Annotated in this window: 18 protein-coding genes; 7 read left to right on the forward strand and 11 right to left on the reverse strand. The window is 55.8% G+C overall.

What is annotated here, in order from left to right; all coding sequences use genetic code 11:
- The first annotated feature begins 12 nt into the window (after window positions 1–12).
- The 6 genes from tdcB (at window position 13) to QLG21_RS13515 (ending at window position 8821) form a co-directional block, all read left to right on the forward strand.
- Window positions 13–1002: a bifunctional threonine ammonia-lyase/L-serine ammonia-lyase TdcB gene (gene tdcB / locus QLG21_RS13490; protein ID WP_006178709.1), complete on the forward strand. Its 990-nt coding sequence runs from the start codon at window positions 13–15 to the stop codon at window positions 1000–1002.
- A 10-nt stretch (window positions 1003–1012) separates the two neighbouring features.
- A complete protein-coding gene (gene tdcC, locus QLG21_RS13495) occupies window positions 1013–2344 on the forward strand; it encodes a threonine/serine transporter TdcC (RefSeq protein WP_282484596.1) in 1332 nt (443 codons plus the stop codon).
- A gap of 30 nt (window positions 2345–2374) precedes the next feature.
- Window positions 2375–3583 (forward strand): propionate kinase, encoded by a 1209-nt coding sequence (gene tdcD / locus QLG21_RS13500; protein ID WP_282484597.1) that lies wholly within the window; start codon window positions 2375–2377, stop codon window positions 3581–3583.
- A gap of 15 nt (window positions 3584–3598) precedes the next feature.
- Window positions 3599–5893: a formate C-acetyltransferase gene (pflB, locus tag QLG21_RS13505; RefSeq protein ID WP_006178706.1), complete on the forward strand. Its 2295-nt coding sequence runs from the start codon at window positions 3599–3601 to the stop codon at window positions 5891–5893.
- A gap of 273 nt (window positions 5894–6166) precedes the next feature.
- Window positions 6167–7498 carry an amino acid permease gene (locus QLG21_RS13510; protein WP_006178704.1) on the forward strand — a complete coding sequence of 444 codons (1332 nt, stop codon included), beginning with the start codon at window positions 6167–6169 and terminating at the stop codon, window positions 7496–7498.
- 21 nt (window positions 7499–7519) lie between these two features.
- Window positions 7520–8821 carry a serine dehydratase subunit alpha family protein gene (locus QLG21_RS13515; RefSeq protein WP_282484598.1) on the forward strand — a complete coding sequence of 434 codons (1302 nt, stop codon included), beginning with the start codon at window positions 7520–7522 and terminating at the stop codon, window positions 8819–8821.
- An 88-nt stretch (window positions 8822–8909) separates the two neighbouring features.
- Here QLG21_RS13515 and QLG21_RS13520 read toward each other — a convergent pair whose 3' ends face one another.
- Window positions 8910–9611, reverse strand: coding sequence for a pirin family protein (locus QLG21_RS13520; protein WP_282484599.1), 702 nt, complete (start codon window positions 9609–9611; stop codon window positions 8910–8912).
- A gap of 104 nt (window positions 9612–9715) precedes the next feature.
- On the opposite strand from QLG21_RS13520, the gene QLG21_RS13525 reads away from it, so the two are divergent.
- On the forward strand, window positions 9716–10618 hold the full coding sequence (locus QLG21_RS13525; protein WP_006178698.1) for a LysR family transcriptional regulator: 903 nt from the start codon (window positions 9716–9718) through the stop codon (window positions 10616–10618).
- Between the two features lie 41 nt (window positions 10619–10659).
- Here the strand turns inward: QLG21_RS13525 and QLG21_RS13530 are convergent, their stop codons facing one another.
- The 10 genes from QLG21_RS13530 to exuR form a co-directional block, all read right to left on the reverse strand.
- On the reverse strand, window positions 10660–11025 hold the full coding sequence (locus tag QLG21_RS13530; RefSeq protein WP_006178697.1) for a DUF805 domain-containing protein: 366 nt from the start codon (window positions 11023–11025) through the stop codon (window positions 10660–10662).
- A 106-nt stretch (window positions 11026–11131) separates the two neighbouring features.
- Entirely contained in the window at window positions 11132–12118 is a 987-nt protein-coding gene (locus tag QLG21_RS13535) for a glutathione S-transferase family protein (protein WP_006178695.1), read from the reverse strand.
- Window positions 12119–12188: 70 nt separating this feature from the next.
- Window positions 12189–12581, reverse strand: a complete 393-nt coding sequence (locus QLG21_RS13540; RefSeq protein ID WP_006178691.1) for a DoxX family protein — start codon at window positions 12579–12581, stop codon at window positions 12189–12191.
- A 280-nt stretch (window positions 12582–12861) separates the two neighbouring features.
- Window positions 12862–13158: a YqjK-like family protein gene (locus QLG21_RS13545; RefSeq protein WP_006178688.1), complete on the reverse strand. Its 297-nt coding sequence runs from the start codon at window positions 13156–13158 to the stop codon at window positions 12862–12864.
- Window positions 13155–13553 (reverse strand): phage holin family protein, encoded by a 399-nt coding sequence (locus QLG21_RS13550; RefSeq protein ID WP_006178687.1) that lies wholly within the window; start codon window positions 13551–13553, stop codon window positions 13155–13157. Before QLG21_RS13550 ends, QLG21_RS13545 begins: the two co-directional genes overlap by 4 nt.
- Before the next feature lie 2 nt (window positions 13554–13555).
- Window positions 13556–13861, reverse strand: a complete 306-nt coding sequence (locus QLG21_RS13555) for a YqjD family protein (protein WP_006178686.1) — start codon at window positions 13859–13861, stop codon at window positions 13556–13558.
- 29 nt (window positions 13862–13890) lie between these two features.
- Window positions 13891–14259 (reverse strand): DUF1090 domain-containing protein, encoded by a 369-nt coding sequence (locus QLG21_RS13560; protein ID WP_042322076.1) that lies wholly within the window; start codon window positions 14257–14259, stop codon window positions 13891–13893.
- Window positions 14260–14401: 142 nt separating this feature from the next.
- Entirely contained in the window at window positions 14402–14785 is a 384-nt protein-coding gene (gene mzrA / locus QLG21_RS13565; RefSeq protein ID WP_282484600.1) for an EnvZ/OmpR regulon moderator MzrA, read from the reverse strand.
- Window positions 14786–14787: 2 nt separating this feature from the next.
- Window positions 14788–15450, reverse strand: a complete 663-nt coding sequence (yqjA, locus tag QLG21_RS13570) for a DedA family general envelope maintenance protein YqjA (RefSeq protein ID WP_006178679.1) — start codon at window positions 15448–15450, stop codon at window positions 14788–14790.
- A gap of 343 nt (window positions 15451–15793) precedes the next feature.
- Window positions 15794–16570: a transcriptional regulator ExuR gene (exuR, locus tag QLG21_RS13575; protein ID WP_006178678.1), complete on the reverse strand. Its 777-nt coding sequence runs from the start codon at window positions 16568–16570 to the stop codon at window positions 15794–15796.
- Between the last annotated feature and the right edge of the window lie 54 nt (window positions 16571–16624).

The raw sequence follows: 16624 nt of genomic DNA on the forward strand, positions 1-16624 counted from the left end.
AACGAGGATATTATGCACATTACCTACGACCTCCCGGTGACCATCGAAGATATTCAGGATGCCAGAAAACGCCTGGCCGGTAAGGTTTATAAAACCGGTATGCCGCGTTCAAATTATCTCAGCGAACGCTGCAAGGGTGAAATTTTTCTGAAATTTGAAAATATGCAGCGCACCGGCTCTTTTAAAATTCGCGGTGCGTTTAATAAACTCAGTTCGCTTACGGAGGCGGAGAAACGTAAAGGCGTGGTGGCGTGTTCCGCCGGAAACCATGCTCAGGGCGTGTCGCTCTCCTGCGCCATGCTCGGTATCGATGGCAAAGTGGTCATGCCGATGGGCGCACCGAAATCCAAGGTCGCCGCTACGCGCGACTACTCCGCCGAGGTGGTGCTCCACGGCGAAAACTTCAACGATACCATCGCGAAAGTGAGCGAAATCGTTGAGATGGAAGGGCGCATTTTTATCCCGCCTTATGACGATCCTAAGGTCATTGCCGGGCAGGGAACGATTGGCCTGGAAATTCTCGAAGATCTCTATGATGTGGATAACGTGATTGTGCCTATTGGCGGCGGCGGATTAATTGCCGGCATTGCTACGGCCATTAAATCCATTAACCCAACCATTAATATTATCGGCGTGCAGTCAGAAAACGTTCACGGTATGGCGGCGTCCTGGCAAGCCGGAGAAATCATTAATCACCGTGTAACCGGCACTTTAGCCGACGGCTGCGATGTCTCTCGCCCGGGTAAATTAACGTTCGACATTGTTCGTGAATTAGTCGATGACATTGTGCTGGTCAGCGAGGATGACATTCGCAACAGCATGATTGCACTTATTCAACGAAATAAAGTGGTGACAGAAGGGGCGGGCGCGCTGGCCTGTGCCGCCTTATTAAGCGGCAAACTGGACCACTATATTCAGGGCCGCAAAACGGTGTGCATTATTTCCGGCGGCAATATCGATCTTTCCCGCGTTTCGCAAATTACCGGCTTCGTTGACGCATAAAGGATGACCTATGAGCAACACAGAAAGCATTATCGTTGGCCAGACAAAAACGTCCGCATGGCGTAAGTCTGATACCACCTGGACGCTGGGCCTGTTTGGTACCGCCATTGGCGCAGGCGTGCTGTTCTTCCCGATCCGTGCAGGCTTTGGAGGGCTGATCCCAATCCTGCTGATGTTGGTGCTGGCCTATCCCATCGCCTTTTACTGCCACCGCGCGCTGGCGCGTTTGTGCCTGTCCGGGAGCAACGTCTCCGGGAACATCACCGAAACGGTGGAAGAGCATTTCGGCAAGACCGGTGCAGTGGTGATCACCTTCCTCTACTTCTTTGCGATTTGCCCGCTGCTGTGGATTTACGGCGTCACCATTACTAACACCTTTATGACCTTCTGGGAAAACCAACTGCAGCTACCGGCGCTTAACCGTGGCTTTGTGGCGCTGTTCCTGCTGCTGCTGATGGCCTTTGTGATCTGGTTTGGTAAAGACCTGATGGTGAAGGTGATGAGCTTCCTGGTGTTCCCGTTTATCGCCAGTCTGGTGCTGATCTCCCTGTCGCTGATCCCCTACTGGAACTCGGCGGTAATCGACCAGGTTAACCTGAGCGATATCGCCTTTACCGGGCACGACGGTATTCTGGTGACGGTCTGGCTGGGGATCTCCATCATGGTCTTCTCCTTTAACTTCTCGCCTATCGTCTCCTCGTTTGTGGTCTCCAAACGCGAAGAGTACGAGCCGGAGTTTGGCAAAGCGTTCACCGAGCAGAAATGTTCCAAAATTATCGGTCGCGCCAGCCTGCTGATGGTCGCCGTGGTGATGTTCTTTGCCTTTAGCTGCCTGTTCACGCTCTCCCCACAGAACATGGCGGAAGCCAAAGCGCAGAACATTCCGGTGCTCTCTTATCTGGCGAACCACTTTGCTTCGATGTCGGGCAGCAAATCGACCTTCGCGACGGTACTGGAATACGGTGCTTCTATCATCGCGCTGGTGGCGATCTTCAAATCCTTCTTCGGCCACTACCTGGGCACCCTGGAAGGGCTGAACGGCCTGATCCTGAAGTTCGGTTACAAGGGTGACAAGAAGAACGTCTCGGTCGGCAAACTGAACACCATCAGCATGGTATTCATCATGGGGTCAACCTGGGTGGTGGCCTACGCCAACCCGAACATTCTCGACCTTATTGAAGCCATGGGTGCGCCAATCATCGCCTCACTGCTGTGCCTGCTGCCGATGTATGCCATCCGCAAGGCACCGGCGCTGGCGAAATATAAAGGCAGAGCGGAGAACATTTTCGTTACTGCGGTCGGCCTGCTGACCATTCTGAATATCGTTTACAAACTGTTCTAACCCAAAGCTCAGGATGAGCGGAGTCACACCATGATTGAATTTCCGGTTGTACTGGTCATTAACTGCGGATCGTCTTCGGTTAAGTTTTCAGTACTCGACGCAGCACACTGCGATGCCCTGATGACGGGCATTGCAGACGGCATCAACACTGAGCACGCCTGTATCTCGGTGAACGGCGGTGAGCCGGTCAAACTGGCTCACCAGGATTACGAAGGGGCGCTGGCGGCCATCGCCCTTGAGCTGGAGAAGCGCGATCTGATGAGCAGCGTGGCCTTGATTGGCCACCGCATTGCCCACGGCGGCGATCGCTTCAGCGAATCCACCCTTATCACCGGGGAGGTCATTGAGCAGATCCGTCAGGTGTCTCCGCTGGCGCCTTTGCACAATTACGCCAACCTGAGCGGCGTGGAAGCGGCTGAACGCATGTTCCCGGGCGTGCAGCAGGTTGCGGTGTTTGATACCAGCTTCCACCAGACGCTGGCACCGCACGCCTGGCTCTATGGGCTACCGTATCGTTATTTCGAAGAACTGGGCGTGCGCCGCTACGGCTTCCACGGCACCTCGCACCGCTACGTTAGCGGGCAGGCGCATACGCTTCTCGGGCTTTCGTCTGAGGACAGCGGGCTGGTTATCGCCCACCTGGGCAATGGGGCATCCATCTGCGCGGTGCGTAACGGTGAAAGCGTCGATACCTCTATGGGCATGACGCCGCTGGAAGGGTTGATGATGGGCACGCGCTGCGGCGACGTGGATTTTGGCGCGATGGCGTGGATTGCCCGGCAGACGGATCAATCGCTCGACGATCTGGAACGCATGGTTAACAAAGAGTCCGGTCTGCTGGGGATCTCCGGGATATCGTCCGACCTGCGAACGCTCGAAAAAGCCTGGCATGAAGGCCATCAGCGGGCGCAGCTGGCGATACACACCTTTGTGCACCGTATCGCGCGGCACATTGCCGGGCACGCGGCGTCGCTGCACCGGCTGGACGCTGTGATCTTCACCGGTGGAATCGGCGAGAACTCAACGCTTATCCGCGCGCTGGTGGTTGAACGGCTTAAGGTCTTTGGCATCACGCTGGACGACGCCAAAAACGCCCTGCCGGGCAGCGCAGGCGAGCGCATTATTTCCACCGACGCGTCCCGTGCGGCCTGCGCGGTGATCCCGACCAACGAAGAAAAAATGATCGCGCTGGATGCCCTCCGTCTTGGGAAGGTCACATCGGCTGCGGCTTATGCCTGATAAAGCGAGAAGAGAATGAAAGTAACTATCGATACGCGCGTTGCGCCCTACAGCGACGCATGGGCCGGGTTTCGCGGTGAAGAATGGAAAGACGCCGTCAACGTGCGCGATTTTATTCAGCATAACTACACCCCTTATGAAGGTGATGAGGCTTTCCTCGCGCAGGCGACGCCTGCAACGACGGCGCTGTGGCAGAAGGTGATGGTCGGCATTCGTCAGGAGAATGCCACCCACGCCCCGGTGGATTTTGACACCAATATTGCTACCACCATTACCGCGCACGGGCCGGGCTATATCGACGAAGATCTGGAGACGATCGTCGGCCTGCAAACTGATAAACCCCTCAAGCGCGCCCTGCATCCGTACGGCGGGATCAACATGATCCGCAGCTCTTTCGAGGCCTACGGGCGCGAAATGGATCCGCAGTTTGAGTACCTGTTTACCGATCTGCGCAAAACCCATAACCAGGGTGTATTTGATGTGTACTCCCCGGAGATGATGCGCTGCCGAAAATCGGGCGTGCTGACGGGATTGCCGGACGGCTACGGACGCGGGCGGATCATCGGTGATTATCGTCGCGTGGCGCTGTACGGCATCAGCTATCTGGTGCGCGAGCGCGAACTGCAGTTCGCCGATCTGCAGGGAAAACTTGAGCGCGGTGAAGATCTGGAGGCGACGATCCGCCTGCGCGAAGAGCTGGCGGAACATAAACGCGCGCTGCTGCAGATCCAGCAGATGGCCTCGGGCTATGGCTTTGACATCTCCCGCCCGGCGATGAACGCCCAGGAGGCGGTGCAGTGGGTCTACTTTGCTTATCTGGCGGCGGTGAAATCCCAGAACGGCGGGGCGATGTCGCTGGGGCGCACGGCTACGTTCCTGGATATCTACATTGAGCGGGATATGCAGGCTGGCCGCCTGAGCGAAATGCAGGCGCAGGAGCTGATCGACCACTTCATTATGAAGATCCGCATGGTGCGCTTCCTGCGCACGCCGGAGTTCGACACGCTCTTTTCCGGCGATCCTATCTGGGCCACGGAGGTGATTGGCGGTATGGGGCTGGATGGCCGCACGCTGGTCACCAAAAACAGCTTCCGCTACCTGCACACGCTGCACACCATGGGGCCTGCGCCGGAGCCGAACCTGACGATCCTCTGGTCTGAACACCTGCCGATCGCGTTCAAGAAATATGCCGCGCAGGTGTCGATCGTCACCTCATCGCTGCAGTATGAAAACGACGATCTGATGCGCGCAGACTTCGACAGCGACGATTACGCGATAGCCTGCTGCGTCAGCCCGATGGTGATCGGCAAGCAGATGCAATTCTTCGGGGCGCGTGCCAACCTCGCCAAAACGCTGCTGTATGCGATCAACGGCGGCGTGGACGAGAAGCTGAAGATCCAGGTGGGGCCGAAAACCGATCCGCTGCTGGACGAGGTGCTGGATTACGACACCGTGATGGCGAGTCTCGATCACTTTATGGACTGGCTGGCGGTACAGTACATCAGCGCGCTGAATCTCATTCACTACATGCATGATAAGTACAGCTACGAAGCCTCGCTGATGGCGCTGCACGATCGCGATGTCTATCGCACCATGGCCTGCGGCATCGCCGGGCTGTCGGTGGCGGCGGATTCGCTGTCAGCCATCAAGTACGCCACGGTGAAGCCGGTGCGCGACCACACTGGCCTGGCGGTGGATTTTGTGATTGAAGGCGACTATCCGCAGTACGGTAACAATGACGATCGGGTGGACAGCATCGCCTGCGATCTGGTCGAGCGCTTTATGAAGAAGATTCAGGCGCTGCCAACCTACCGTAACGCCGTGCCGACCCAGTCGATCCTGACCATCACCTCGAACGTGGTCTACGGTCAGAAGACCGGCAACACGCCGGATGGCCGCCGCGGCGGGACACCGTTTGCACCTGGCGCCAACCCGATGCACGGGCGCGACAGGAAAGGGGCGGTGGCCTCGTTGACGTCGGTCGCGAAGCTGCCGTTTACCTACGCCAAAGACGGTATTTCGTACACCTTCTCGATTGTGCCGCAGGCGCTGGGCAAAGATGAAGGCGTGCGCAAAACCAACCTTGTGGGGCTGCTGGACGGGTACTTCCATCACGAAGCGGCCATAGAGGGTGGGCAGCATCTGAACGTCAACGTCATGAACCGGGAGATGTTGATGGATGCCATTGAGCACCCGGAGAACTACCCGAACCTGACGATCCGCGTTTCAGGCTATGCGGTGCGGTTTAACGCCCTGACGCGCGAGCAGCAGCAGGACGTGATTTCGAGGACCTTTACCCAGGCGATGTAACCTGCGATGTCTCCAGCCCCCTCGATAACAGGGGGCTTTTTTTTCTTGATCGCCGTCACTTTTAGCAAAACAGGGCGAAAACCCTCCATTAAGAAGTAAAATTTCCTCCCGCTTGCGTAAATCCTCATAAAAATTGTGACTTTTTTCTCTTCCTCTACGGATATCATCTTTTCATTCTAAAAACACACACCTGCGGCAGTTCTGCTCATTATCGCTGATGAGAAAAACCAAATAAAAATTAATTAGTTACCCTACAAAATAAGCGAGTGCCCAATGGAAACGGCAACAAAAAGCAGTGTGATTGTGAAAGACTCGTCCGCGGCAAGGCGGGCAGGTATGAGTGAAAGCGAATGGCGCGAGGCGATTAAATTCGACAGCACAGACACGGGATGGGTCATCATGAGTATTGGGATGGCTATCGGCGCGGGGATCGTTTTTCTCCCGGTGCAGGTCGGATTAATGGGCCTGTGGGTGTTTTTACTTTCGTCGATCATTGGCTATCCGGCCATGTATTTATTCCAGCGTCTGTTTATTAATACGCTGGCAGAATCCCCGGAATGCAAAGATTACCCGAGCGTGATCAGCGGTTATCTCGGGAAAAACTGGGGCATATTATTAGGCGCGCTCTATTTCGTGATGCTGGTGATCTGGATGTTCGTCTATTCTACTGCCATCACCAACGACAGCGCCTCTTATCTGCACACCTTTGGTCTGACCGACGGCTTGCTCTCGGAAAACCCGTTCTACGGCTTATTCCTGATCTGCATTCTGGTCGCGATCTCGTCGCGCGGTGAGAAGCTGCTGTTTAAAGTCTCAAGCCTGATGGTGCTCACCAAGCTGTTTGTGGTGGCGGCGCTTGGGCTGTCGATGATCGGCCTCTGGCATTTAGCCAACGTGGGCATGCTGCCGCCGATGGGGCTGCTGATTAAAAACGCCATTATCACGCTGCCGTTTACCTTAACGTCGATCCTGTTTATTCAGACCTTAAGCCCGATGGTCATTTCGTATCGCTCACGTGAGAAGTCCGTTGAGGTCGCGCGCCACAAGGCTCTGCGGGCAATGAATATCGCCTTCGGCATCCTGTTTGTGACGGTCTTTTTTTACGCCGTCTCCTTCACCCTGGCAATGGGCCACGACGAAGCGGTAAAAGCCTACGAGCAGAATATTTCAGCTCTGGCGATTGCGGCGCAGTTTATCAGCGGCGACGGCGCGGGCTGGGTCAAAATCGTCAGCGTGATCCTCAATATTTTCGCCGTCATGACCGCGTTCTTCGGGGTGTATCTCGGCTTTCGCGAGGCGACGCAGGGCATTGTGATGAATATCCTGCGCCGCAAAATGCCGACAGACAAAATCAATGAACGTACCGTGCAGCGCGGCATCATGCTGTTCGCCATTCTGCTGGCCTGGAGCGCCATTGTGTTAAACGCGCCCGTGCTGAGCTTTACCTCAATTTGCAGCCCCATTTTCGGCATGGTGGGCTGCTTAATTCCGGCATGGCTGGTCTACAAAGTCCCGGCGCTGCACAAATATAAAGGCGTGTCGCTGGTGATTATCGTTATTACCGGACTGCTGCTGTGTGTTTCTCCTTTCCTCGCGTTTTCCTGAGGAGTGAATAAGGTTGTCACGATGTCTGAGCAAATGAATCCTTTATGGACGCAGTTTATTCGTGCGGTGCAGGAAGAAGTTAAGCCTGCCCTGGGGTGTACGGAACCTGTCTCTCTGGCGCTAGCCTGTGCGATTGCCGCTGAGCAGCTGGGCGCTGAGGTCACGAAAATTGAGGCGTGGGTATCGCCAAACCTGATGAAAAACGGTCTGGGCGTTACGGTGCCCGGTACTGGCATGGTCGGCCTGCCGATTGCGGCGGCGCTGGGGGCCATTGGCGGCAACGCGCAGGCCGGGCTGGAGGTGTTGAAAGATGCCACGCCTGAGGCGCTGGCGCGCGCCAAAGCCTTGCTGGAGGCCGGTCTGGTGCAGGTGAAACTGCAAGAACCGTGCGATGAGATCCTCTATTCCCGCGCCTGTGTTTACGCCGGAGAGGCCTCTGCGATGGTGACCATCGCAGGGGGGCATACGCGCGTTGTCGAGGTGGTGTGCCGGGGCGAAACGCGCTTTACGCTCGACGAGCCTCAGGACGAGGTGAACGCCGATCCCCTGTCGGTGCTTTCGGACACCACGCTTGCGCAGATTGTGGCGTTTGCCGAACAGGTTCCGTTCGGGGCGATCCGCTTTATCCTGCAAGCAGGGGAGTTGAACGATGCGCTCTCCCGGGAGGGGCTGAGCGGTAACTGGGGACTGCACATTGGCGCAACGCTCACTAAGCAGCGCTCGCGCGGCTGGCTGGCGCAGGATGTCGGGTCGGATATCGTTATCCGCACCAGCGCAGCGTCAGATGCGCGTATGGGCGGGGCGACGCTCCCGGCGATGAGCAACTCGGGTTCCGGCAACCAGGGGATCGCCGCGACCATGCCTGTGGTGGTCGTGGCAGAGCACGTACAGGCCGATCAAGAGCGGCTTGCCCGGGCGCTGATGCTCTCGCACCTGTCGGCTATCTACATCCATCATCAGCTTCCACGTTTATCCGCACTGTGTGCGGCAACGACGGCAGCAATGGGCGCTGCGGCTGGGATGGCGTGGCTGATGGGCGGAGGCTACCAGACCATTGCCATGGCGATCGGCAGCATGATCGGGGATGTCAGCGGGATGATCTGCGATGGCGCATCGAACAGCTGCGCGATGAAGGTCTCTACCAGCGTAGGCAGCGCCTGGAAAGCGGTGATGATGGCGCTGGATGAAACGGCCGTGACGGGCAACGAAGGGATTGTGGCGCACGACGTGGAGCAGTCTATCGCTAATCTGTGCGCGCTGGCGTGTCGTTCAATGCAGGCAACGGACCGGCAGATTATTGAGATAATGGCGAGTAAGGTGTAAAGAATTCCCCTCACCCCAACCCCTCTCCCCAAAGGGGTGAGGGGCTCGATCGTTCCCTCTCCTCTTTGGGGAGAGGGGAAAGGTTTAATTAAACCGGCAAATCAATCAGCAGTGCCCGCAGCGGCGTATCGGCAACCAGCGTAATATTCGCTTCGTCGCGAATAAACGCCCCGTCACCGCAGGTAAGCGCTTCTTTCTCTTCCGTATGCGTGACGGCATGCACCGTCCCGTGAATCGACTGCAGATATGCACGCGGGCCGTGAAGCTGCACGCTAACCTGTTCGCCTTTCTTCAGCTCGATGTGGTGCAGCCATACCTGCTGGCGCAGTTGCAGGCTGCCGTTGCTGCCGTCCGGGGAGGCAATCAGCAGCTGCTGACCGCCTTTCAGATCCAGCTTCTGTACCAGCGGATTTTCCCGCTCCGGGCAGGCATCTAACCACAGCTGCATGCGGGTCAGCGTGTTGTCTTTGCTGAGGTTGTGCTCGCTATAGCTAATGCCCGGCTGCGTTGAAATCAGTAAGGCTTCGCCAGCCTTCGCCTGGACATGATTGCCCTCGCTATCGCGGTATTCTGCCTCGCCTTCCAGGATCAGGTTCAAAATATCGACTTTCGGGTACGTACGCGGCTGGAAAGAGGCGCCAGGGGCGAGCACTTCCTGATTCAACACGCGCAGTGAGGCGTAACCGAGGAGTTTCGGGTCAAAGTAGTGTCCAAAGGAGAAGGTGTAGCGCGCCTGCAGCCAACCGAAATCGGCTTGTCCGCACTGTTTAGCTGTTCTTGTCGTAATCATAAACTTGACCTCTCTTTACACTAAAACAATGGTAAAGGTATGGACGCTGCATTGTTAGCCAGATATTCTGCCCGGTATGTTCAAATTTCCTGAATGAGAACGAGATGGCTAAAGAGAGAGCATTGACGCTTGAGGCGCTTCGCGTCATGGACGCAATAGACCGTCGCGGCAGCTTTGCCGCAGCGGCCGATGAACTGGGGCGCGTTCCGTCTGCGCTGAGCTACACCATGCAGAAGCTGGAGGAAGAGCTGGACGTGGTGCTGTTCGACCGCTCCGGTCATCGAACAAAATTCACCAATGTAGGCCGTATGCTGCTTGAGCGCGGGCGCGTGCTGCTGGAAGCGGCAGACAAGCTGACAACCGATGCCGAAGCGCTGGCCCGCGGCTGGGAAACGCATCTGACGCTGGTCACGGAAGCGCTGGTCCCGACCGAGGCACTGTTCCCGCTGGTGGAGCGTCTGGCGGACAAGGCCAACACCCAGTTGTCGATCATCACCGAAGTGCTGGCCGGTGCCTGGGAGCGTCTGGAGACGGGGCGAGCGGATATCGTGATCGCGCCGGACATGCACTTCCGTTCTTCCTCAGAGATTAACTCGAAAAAACTCTACAGCGTGATGAACGTCTACGTCGCGGCACCGGATCACCCGATCCACCAGGAGGCGGAGCCGCTCTCAGAGGTGACGCGCGTGAAATATCGCGGCGTGGCGGTCGCCGATACCGCACGCGAGCGCCCGGTGTTAACGGTGCAGCTGCTGGATAAACAGCCGCGCCTGACCGTCACGTCACTGGAAGATAAACGTCAGGCGTTGCTGGCAGGTTTAGGCGTTGCCACCATGCCGTATCCGTTTGTTGAAAAGGATATTGCCGAAGGGCGGCTGCGGGTTGTCAGCCCGGAGTACACCAGCGAAGTGGATATCATTATGGCGTGGCGACGCGACAGCATGGGCGAGGCGAAGTCATGGTGCTTACGCGAAATCCCGAAGCTCTTTGCGCATTACAACAAATAAGCGTGTAGGCCCGGTAAGCGTAAGCGCCACCGGGCAATAATTTACGCAGCGATCTTAGGATCCGGGCCAAAACGGTTTTCGCCCGGCGTGCCGCGTTGGCAGTTGAAAATCAGAATTACCAGCCAGCCGATAATTGGGATCAACAGCAGCAGTAGCCACCAGGCTGAACGGTCGGTATCGTGCAGACGCCGGAACTGGACGGCCCAGGACGGCAGCAGAATAAAGATCCCATAGATTGATGTAAGAATGCCTTCCCCGCCGTCCCGCTGCCAGCCGAGTAATTTATCAACAATGCCCAGCACCATGAGCAGGACGAAGTTCACCAGAATGAACATCCAGTACTCTTTGCGGCGGGCGCGGCCACCAAATCCAACGTAATTGCGCAGTACTTTTAAATACCAGTCCATTTTCCTTGCCTCATTAATCAGTCAATCACTTGTTTTCTAAGCGATCGAGGTAAGAATAGATGGATATTGTGAATTAAAAAAGGGCATCTATTGATGCCCTTCATATTTATCCAAAACGGACGTCACGCCCGTGCGGTTCATCCAGATCCTGCCATGGCCCAATTGAGATAATGCCCGTTGGGTTGATAGTCTTATGGCTGCGGTAGTAGTGGGTGCGGATATGGTCAAAATCGACCGTTTCAGCAATGCCTGGCGTCTGGTAGATATCGCGCAGGAAACCGTGCAGATTCAGGTAATCACCGATGCGATGTTTATCGCACTTAAAGTGGGTGACGTAGACCGGATCGAAACGGATCAGCGTGGTCCACAGGCGAATATCCGCCTCTGTCAGGCGATCGCCCGTCAGGTAGCGGTGCTGGCCGAGGATCTGCTCCAGGCGCTCCAGCGACTCGAACACTTTCCCGACCGCCTCATCGTAGGCTTCCTGGCTGGTGGCAAAACCGGCTTTATAGACGCCGTTGTTAACGTTGTCGTAGATCCAGCTATTCAGCTCGTCGATTTTATCGCGCAGTTCCACCGGGTAGTAGTCTCCGGCGAGCGCGCCGTGAGCATCAAACGCGGTGTTGAACATGCGGATGATCTCCGCAGACTCATTACTGACGATGGTCTGGTTTTTTTTGTCCCACAGGACCGGCACGGTGACGCGCCCGGTGTAGTGCGGGTCGGCACGCAGATAGAGCTGGTACAGGAAATCGTGGTGATAAAGATCATCGCCGGTGGCTGCCGGGAAGTTGCTGTCGAACGTCCAGCCGTTTTCCATCATCAGCGGGTTAACAACCGACACCGGGATCAGCGACTCAAGGCCTTTCAGTTTGCGTACAATCAACGTGCGGTGCGCCCACGGGCAGGCGAGAGAAACATACAGATGATACCGATCTTTCTCGGCCGCAAAGCCGCCTTCGCCGCTTGGGCCGGGTGCGCCATCGGCGGTCAGCCAGTTACGGAAGGCGGAAACGGAGCGCTTAAAGCGTCCGCCGGTGGATTTGGTGTCATACCAGACATCCTGCCAGACGCCGTCTACGAGTTGTCCCATTTTTTTCTCCTCCGTCAGATAGCAAAAGCGAGGAGATGTCTCCTCGCTTTGTTCATTCAGTATAGCGTGCTTACCACTTCTTATTCAGAACGCGGTCGATGCTGTATGCGCCCGGGCCGGTGATGGCCAGCAGCAGGAAGCCGCCTGCGATGGTCAGGTTCTTCATGAACATCAGGGAGTTCACGCCTTCCGCAAAGTTGCTGTGGAAGATGAACGCCGTCAGCAGGGTGAAGCCTGCGGTGAACAGGGCGGTGGTACGGGTCAGGAAGCCAAACAGCACGGCCAGACCGCCACCAAATTCAAGAAGGATGGTCAGCGGCAGCAGGAACCCCGGAACGCCCATCGCTTCCATGTATTGTTGCGTGCCTGCATAGCCGGTGATTTTGCCCCAGCCTGCGGTGATAAACAGCACAGGCATCAAAATACGTGCGACCAGTACGCCAACATCTTCTAATTTTTTCATTTTACTCTCCAGGAAACCACATACGCGGCATAACGTTATTTATGTGCAAATTCGGGTAGATACCGCGTCTTTGCTGTCGATGGAGAGGAGTGTAAACGGGGCGGAAAAGAATTGTTAGCTAGGAAAACTGTCAATCTTCTTCAAAGATATTGAGTAAAAAGAGGTGCGCGCTGGTGCCCTCACCCCAACCCTCTCCCACGGGGAGAGGGCGCAAAAACAAAAAACGGTAACCTGAGTTACCGTTTTGCTTTTACCTCGAAGCCGCCACCCGACGAGAAGGCTACCGCAACTGCTGCTGGCGCAGCGTGGTCTTGACCAGACGCCAGGCGCTCCAGACACCAAAGCCGCGGCGGGCCCAGCGGATCAGCATATTGGGATGCCGAACCGTCCAGATAGCCATGACGCTACTGCCGACCAGCGCCCAGGAGCGCAGGCTCAGCACAGTATTCCAGCCACGGTCAAAACGACGCGTGGATGCTATCCAGTCACGACGGCTGGCGGACAGATCCAGCCGTTGCTGCTGGATCTGGCTCAACAGATACGCTTTTCGCTTTTGACGTTCGGCTGCGCTGCTCACGATTTGTCATCCTCCAGAAGCGAGCGATCGTTGGCTAGCTCCTGGCGAGTGTGGCGCATGAAGGTAGACGTGCGGGCTTTGTGAAGCGTCCAGACGCCACCGATCAAGGCCCCAACCAGCAGAACCACGGTCGTTGCAATCATCGCGTTAAGCCGATACTGCGGATCGATGGCCCAGATGATCAATACCATCAGGCTCATCAGACCAAACGCGGCGAAGAGCATGGTAAGCCCGAGCATCAGTAGCATCTGGAAGAGGTTGGCTTTCTCTTCTTCCAGCTCGACTACCGCCAGGCGGACGCGCGTTTCGGCAATCCCGACCAGCGTCGTTAAGATACGCTGACCGATGCCGAGGACGTTATTAGCAGGCCCTTGTGCGTGACGTGGATCTTCCATAATCAACGACGCGTCAACAGGACACCCAGCACCACGCCAATCGCGGCACCAATACCTACGCCAGTCCATGGATTGTCACGCACGTATTCGTCAGCGCGCGCGGCAGCTTCACGCGTCTGTTTTGCCAGCACATCGCCGGTTTCACCCAGGCGGTAACGGCTCTCTTTCAGTGCTTTCTCAGCTTTGCTGCGCAGTTTGCTGACTTCATCTTTTGATTTGTCGGCAGAGGAGCTAAGCACCTCTTCCAGGGTGTCAGCCAGGGATTTCAGTTCAGCGCGTAGGTTTTCTGACGTCGTATCTTTTGACATGATTCTCTCCTGTTGAGATTTCCGTTAACTCAATATTCGCGAGCTTCCAGCGCTTTCAGGTCGTCCTGCGCCTCTTGCAGCTTTTTCTCACGCTTGGCAATTTTTTCCGCATCACCTTTCTCTTTCGCTTCCTGCAGGTCTTGACGGCGCTCGGCGATCTCGTCCTTTTGTTCAGCGATTTTTTTCTGATGATCGGCACGCAGTTTGCTGTCCGTGCAGTTCTCTTTCACTTCGCTTAACGCTTTTTTCAGACCGTCAATACGGTGCTGATTATTATGCTTTTCGGCATAACTGATTTCGCGTTGAATGTCCTTTTCTTTCTCCTGACAGAGAGTGTTCGCGAAGGACGCTGTGCTTAAAGAAAAAAGGGCCAGAGCCAGAGTCATGCGGTATTTCATTATCGAAACCTTCCATTGTGTTACGGCGTGAGCCGTTTCCAGTTCATTGCGGAGAACATCTGAGGGGTGCTCCGCGTACTTAAGCATAGTAAGTAAACGGGGGATTCACCAAAGTTAGTGAAAAGATTCGGAATCCTGGTAATTAACCAAACCGATGCGAGGTATCGCGAAGACGTGATAACCATGCCGCTGGCTGGCTGTCATCATCTTGCTGCGCAATGATGTAACCGTGCGGCAGCGTTCGGTCGAGCACGGCTTTCGCGGCGGCGCTTTGCGCACTGGAATCAAACTTTATCAGCAGCACGTCGTCCTGCGGCGTAATGCTCTTAAAGCGAATGCCGTTCGCATCCAGATGATGCCAGACGGAAAAACCGTCCGGCACGCTGGCACCCTGATTCACAGGACGTATCGCCAGCGTAGATTCCTGATTCTGAACCGCTGTCCATGCCAGGAACAGGGCGATGAACATCAATAACGCAATTATGGCCCAGGACAAGCGGCGAAGGGCGAGCGGAGAGATAACCATGGTTAGCTCCTTGCCCCGTATTTCTTCTTCCACAATACGACCAGCGAACCGACCAGACCGACGACCAGCAGCACAACCGGCAGCAGCATCAGGCAGGACATCAGCTGATCTTCATATTTCATGAATACCGGTGTTTTACCAAGGGCGTAGCCGAGCGTGGTGAGGATCAGCACCCACAGCAGGCCGCTCATCCAGTTGAAGAACTGGAAGCGCGTGCTGCTCAGCCCGGAAAGGCCGGCGATGGTCGGCAGCAGGGTGCGGACAAACGCGATAAAGCGTGCAATCAGCAGGGCAGATAGCCCGTGCTTATGGAAAAGGTGATGCGCTCGCTGGTGGTAATGGGCCGGGAGGTGCGAGAGCCAGTTTTGTACGATGCGCGTATTGCCCAGCCATCGGCCCTGAATATAGCTCACCCAGCAGCCGAGGCTGGCGGCAATAGTCAGAAGCAAGACGGTTTGCGGGAACGCCATGGCCCCTTTGGCACACAGCACGCCAACCAGAACAAGCAGGCTGTCGCCGGGTAAAAAGGCGGCAGGAAGCAATCCGTTCTCAAGAAACAGAATCATAAAGAGGACGAAATAGAGCATGCCAATCATGGAGGGATTGGCCAGCGTTTCAAAATCCTGCGCCCACAAGGCCTGCAGAAGTTGGGTCAAAAGTTCCATTCAGTGTTCCTGGAAATCGGTTAACGTCACGCCTGTTATCCGGGTAAAACAGCACGGCGACATTATTGTGATTTCATTGTGGTCGCTCGCGGACACATTACGATGTGGCCAACACTGTTCCCTGTTAATTGGCTGGTTAGCAAGCACTAACTTACAAAATAGCGAATTGAATCCAATTGTAACAAAGCCCAACCATCTGCGTCACAGAATTTGCAGGGATGAGATGATTTTGGCGTAACCCCTGGAGGGGCGCGAGGGGATTTACAAAGGCTGACACTCTATATATTTGCTTACCCACCTTTGGCGTAAGGCGCAACGAAGCGCCTGCCAGCGATAAGGCAAGCTATTTTGCCAGACTGGACGCCGTATCGAGATGAACGACAGGATTATCGGCAAAAAGATAGCGGTCTGCGTTAAATTCGAAGTCGTCACTGGTTTCGTTGAACAACATCTGCTTGGTATTTTCCAGATGCTGCCACATCGCCAGTTTGGCCGCGTGCGGGTCTTTGCGAATCAACGCCTTAAGGATTTGGTCGTGATCGTCGCACCAGTTATCGACGGTGCGGGAATCGATGTGATCGTGCAGTTTCTTCCAGTACGGGTTATGAACGCGCTGAGTCCACATTTTTTCAACGATTGCCGCCAGCGCCGTGTTCTGGGTTGCCAGGGCGACCTGCACGTGGAACTGTAAATCCCATTCAGAATCGCGGAAGCATTTTTCCTTACGCGCGTTATCCTGAATTTCCATCAGCTTCATGATGTCCTGTTTGGTCACCTGCGTGGCGGCAAATTCAGCGATGTTGCTCTCAATCAGCTGGCGGGCCTGCAGCAGTTCAAACGGACCGTAGTTGGCGAACTCCAGGCTTTCGTCCGGTGCCGGGGAGTGTTTTGCCTGATTCGAGATGACGTGAATGCCGGAGCCTTTGCGCACCTCAACATAGCCTTCGACTTCCAGCATGATGATTGCTTCGCGCACAACCGTGCGGCTCACGCTCTTTTCATCCGCGATAAAGCGCTCAGCGGGAAGTTTGTCACCGACAAGATACACCCCTTGCTCGATGCGATCTTTCAGCTCGGCAGCAAGTTGTTGATATAAACGTCGTGGTTCGGTGATTTCCATATGCGCTCCAGGCAGGGTACGGCGGATTATTTGTTATACCACTTCTGCGTGCCA

Source organism: Enterobacter sp. V87_3 (genome assembly GCF_029967835.1).
GTDB lineage: Bacteria > Pseudomonadota > Gammaproteobacteria > Enterobacterales > Enterobacteriaceae > Enterobacter > Enterobacter cancerogenus.

Bases quoted from the DNA above. Each gene is read 5' to 3' on its own strand.
- pflB (WP_006178706.1), top strand. From the start codon at position 3,599: ATGAAAGTAACTATCGATACGCGCGTTGCGCCCTACAGCGACGCATGG.
- mzrA (WP_282484600.1), bottom strand. From the start codon at position 14,785: ATGGTTATCTCTCCGCTCGCCCTTCGCCGCTTGTCCTGGGCCATAATT.
- QLG21_RS13555 (WP_006178686.1), bottom strand. From the start codon at position 13,861: ATGTCAAAAGATACGACGTCAGAAAACCTACGCGCTGAACTGAAATCC.
- yqjA (WP_006178679.1), bottom strand. From the start codon at position 15,450: ATGGAACTTTTGACCCAACTTCTGCAGGCCTTGTGGGCGCAGGATTTT.
- QLG21_RS13530 (WP_006178697.1), bottom strand. From the start codon at position 11,025: ATGGACTGGTATTTAAAAGTACTGCGCAATTACGTTGGATTTGGTGGC.
- tdcD (WP_282484597.1), top strand. From the start codon at position 2,375: ATGATTGAATTTCCGGTTGTACTGGTCATTAACTGCGGATCGTCTTCG.
- QLG21_RS13550 (WP_006178687.1), bottom strand. From the start codon at position 13,553: ATGGAAGATCCACGTCACGCACAAGGGCCTGCTAATAACGTCCTCGGC.
- QLG21_RS13520 (WP_282484599.1), bottom strand. From the start codon at position 9,611: ATGATTACGACAAGAACAGCTAAACAGTGCGGACAAGCCGATTTCGGT.
- QLG21_RS13525 (WP_006178698.1), top strand. From the start codon at position 9,716: ATGGCTAAAGAGAGAGCATTGACGCTTGAGGCGCTTCGCGTCATGGAC.
- exuR (WP_006178678.1), bottom strand. From the start codon at position 16,570: ATGGAAATCACCGAACCACGACGTTTATATCAACAACTTGCTGCCGAG.
- QLG21_RS13535 (WP_006178695.1), bottom strand. From the start codon at position 12,118: ATGGGACAACTCGTAGACGGCGTCTGGCAGGATGTCTGGTATGACACC.
- QLG21_RS13540 (WP_006178691.1), bottom strand. From the start codon at position 12,581: ATGAAAAAATTAGAAGATGTTGGCGTACTGGTCGCACGTATTTTGATG.
- QLG21_RS13515 (WP_282484598.1), top strand. From the start codon at position 7,520: ATGTCTGAGCAAATGAATCCTTTATGGACGCAGTTTATTCGTGCGGTG.
- QLG21_RS13510 (WP_006178704.1), top strand. From the start codon at position 6,167: ATGGAAACGGCAACAAAAAGCAGTGTGATTGTGAAAGACTCGTCCGCG.
- QLG21_RS13560 (WP_042322076.1), bottom strand. From the start codon at position 14,259: ATGAAATACCGCATGACTCTGGCTCTGGCCCTTTTTTCTTTAAGCACA.
- tdcB (WP_006178709.1), top strand. From the start codon at position 13: ATGCACATTACCTACGACCTCCCGGTGACCATCGAAGATATTCAGGAT.
- tdcC (WP_282484596.1), top strand. From the start codon at position 1,013: ATGAGCAACACAGAAAGCATTATCGTTGGCCAGACAAAAACGTCCGCA.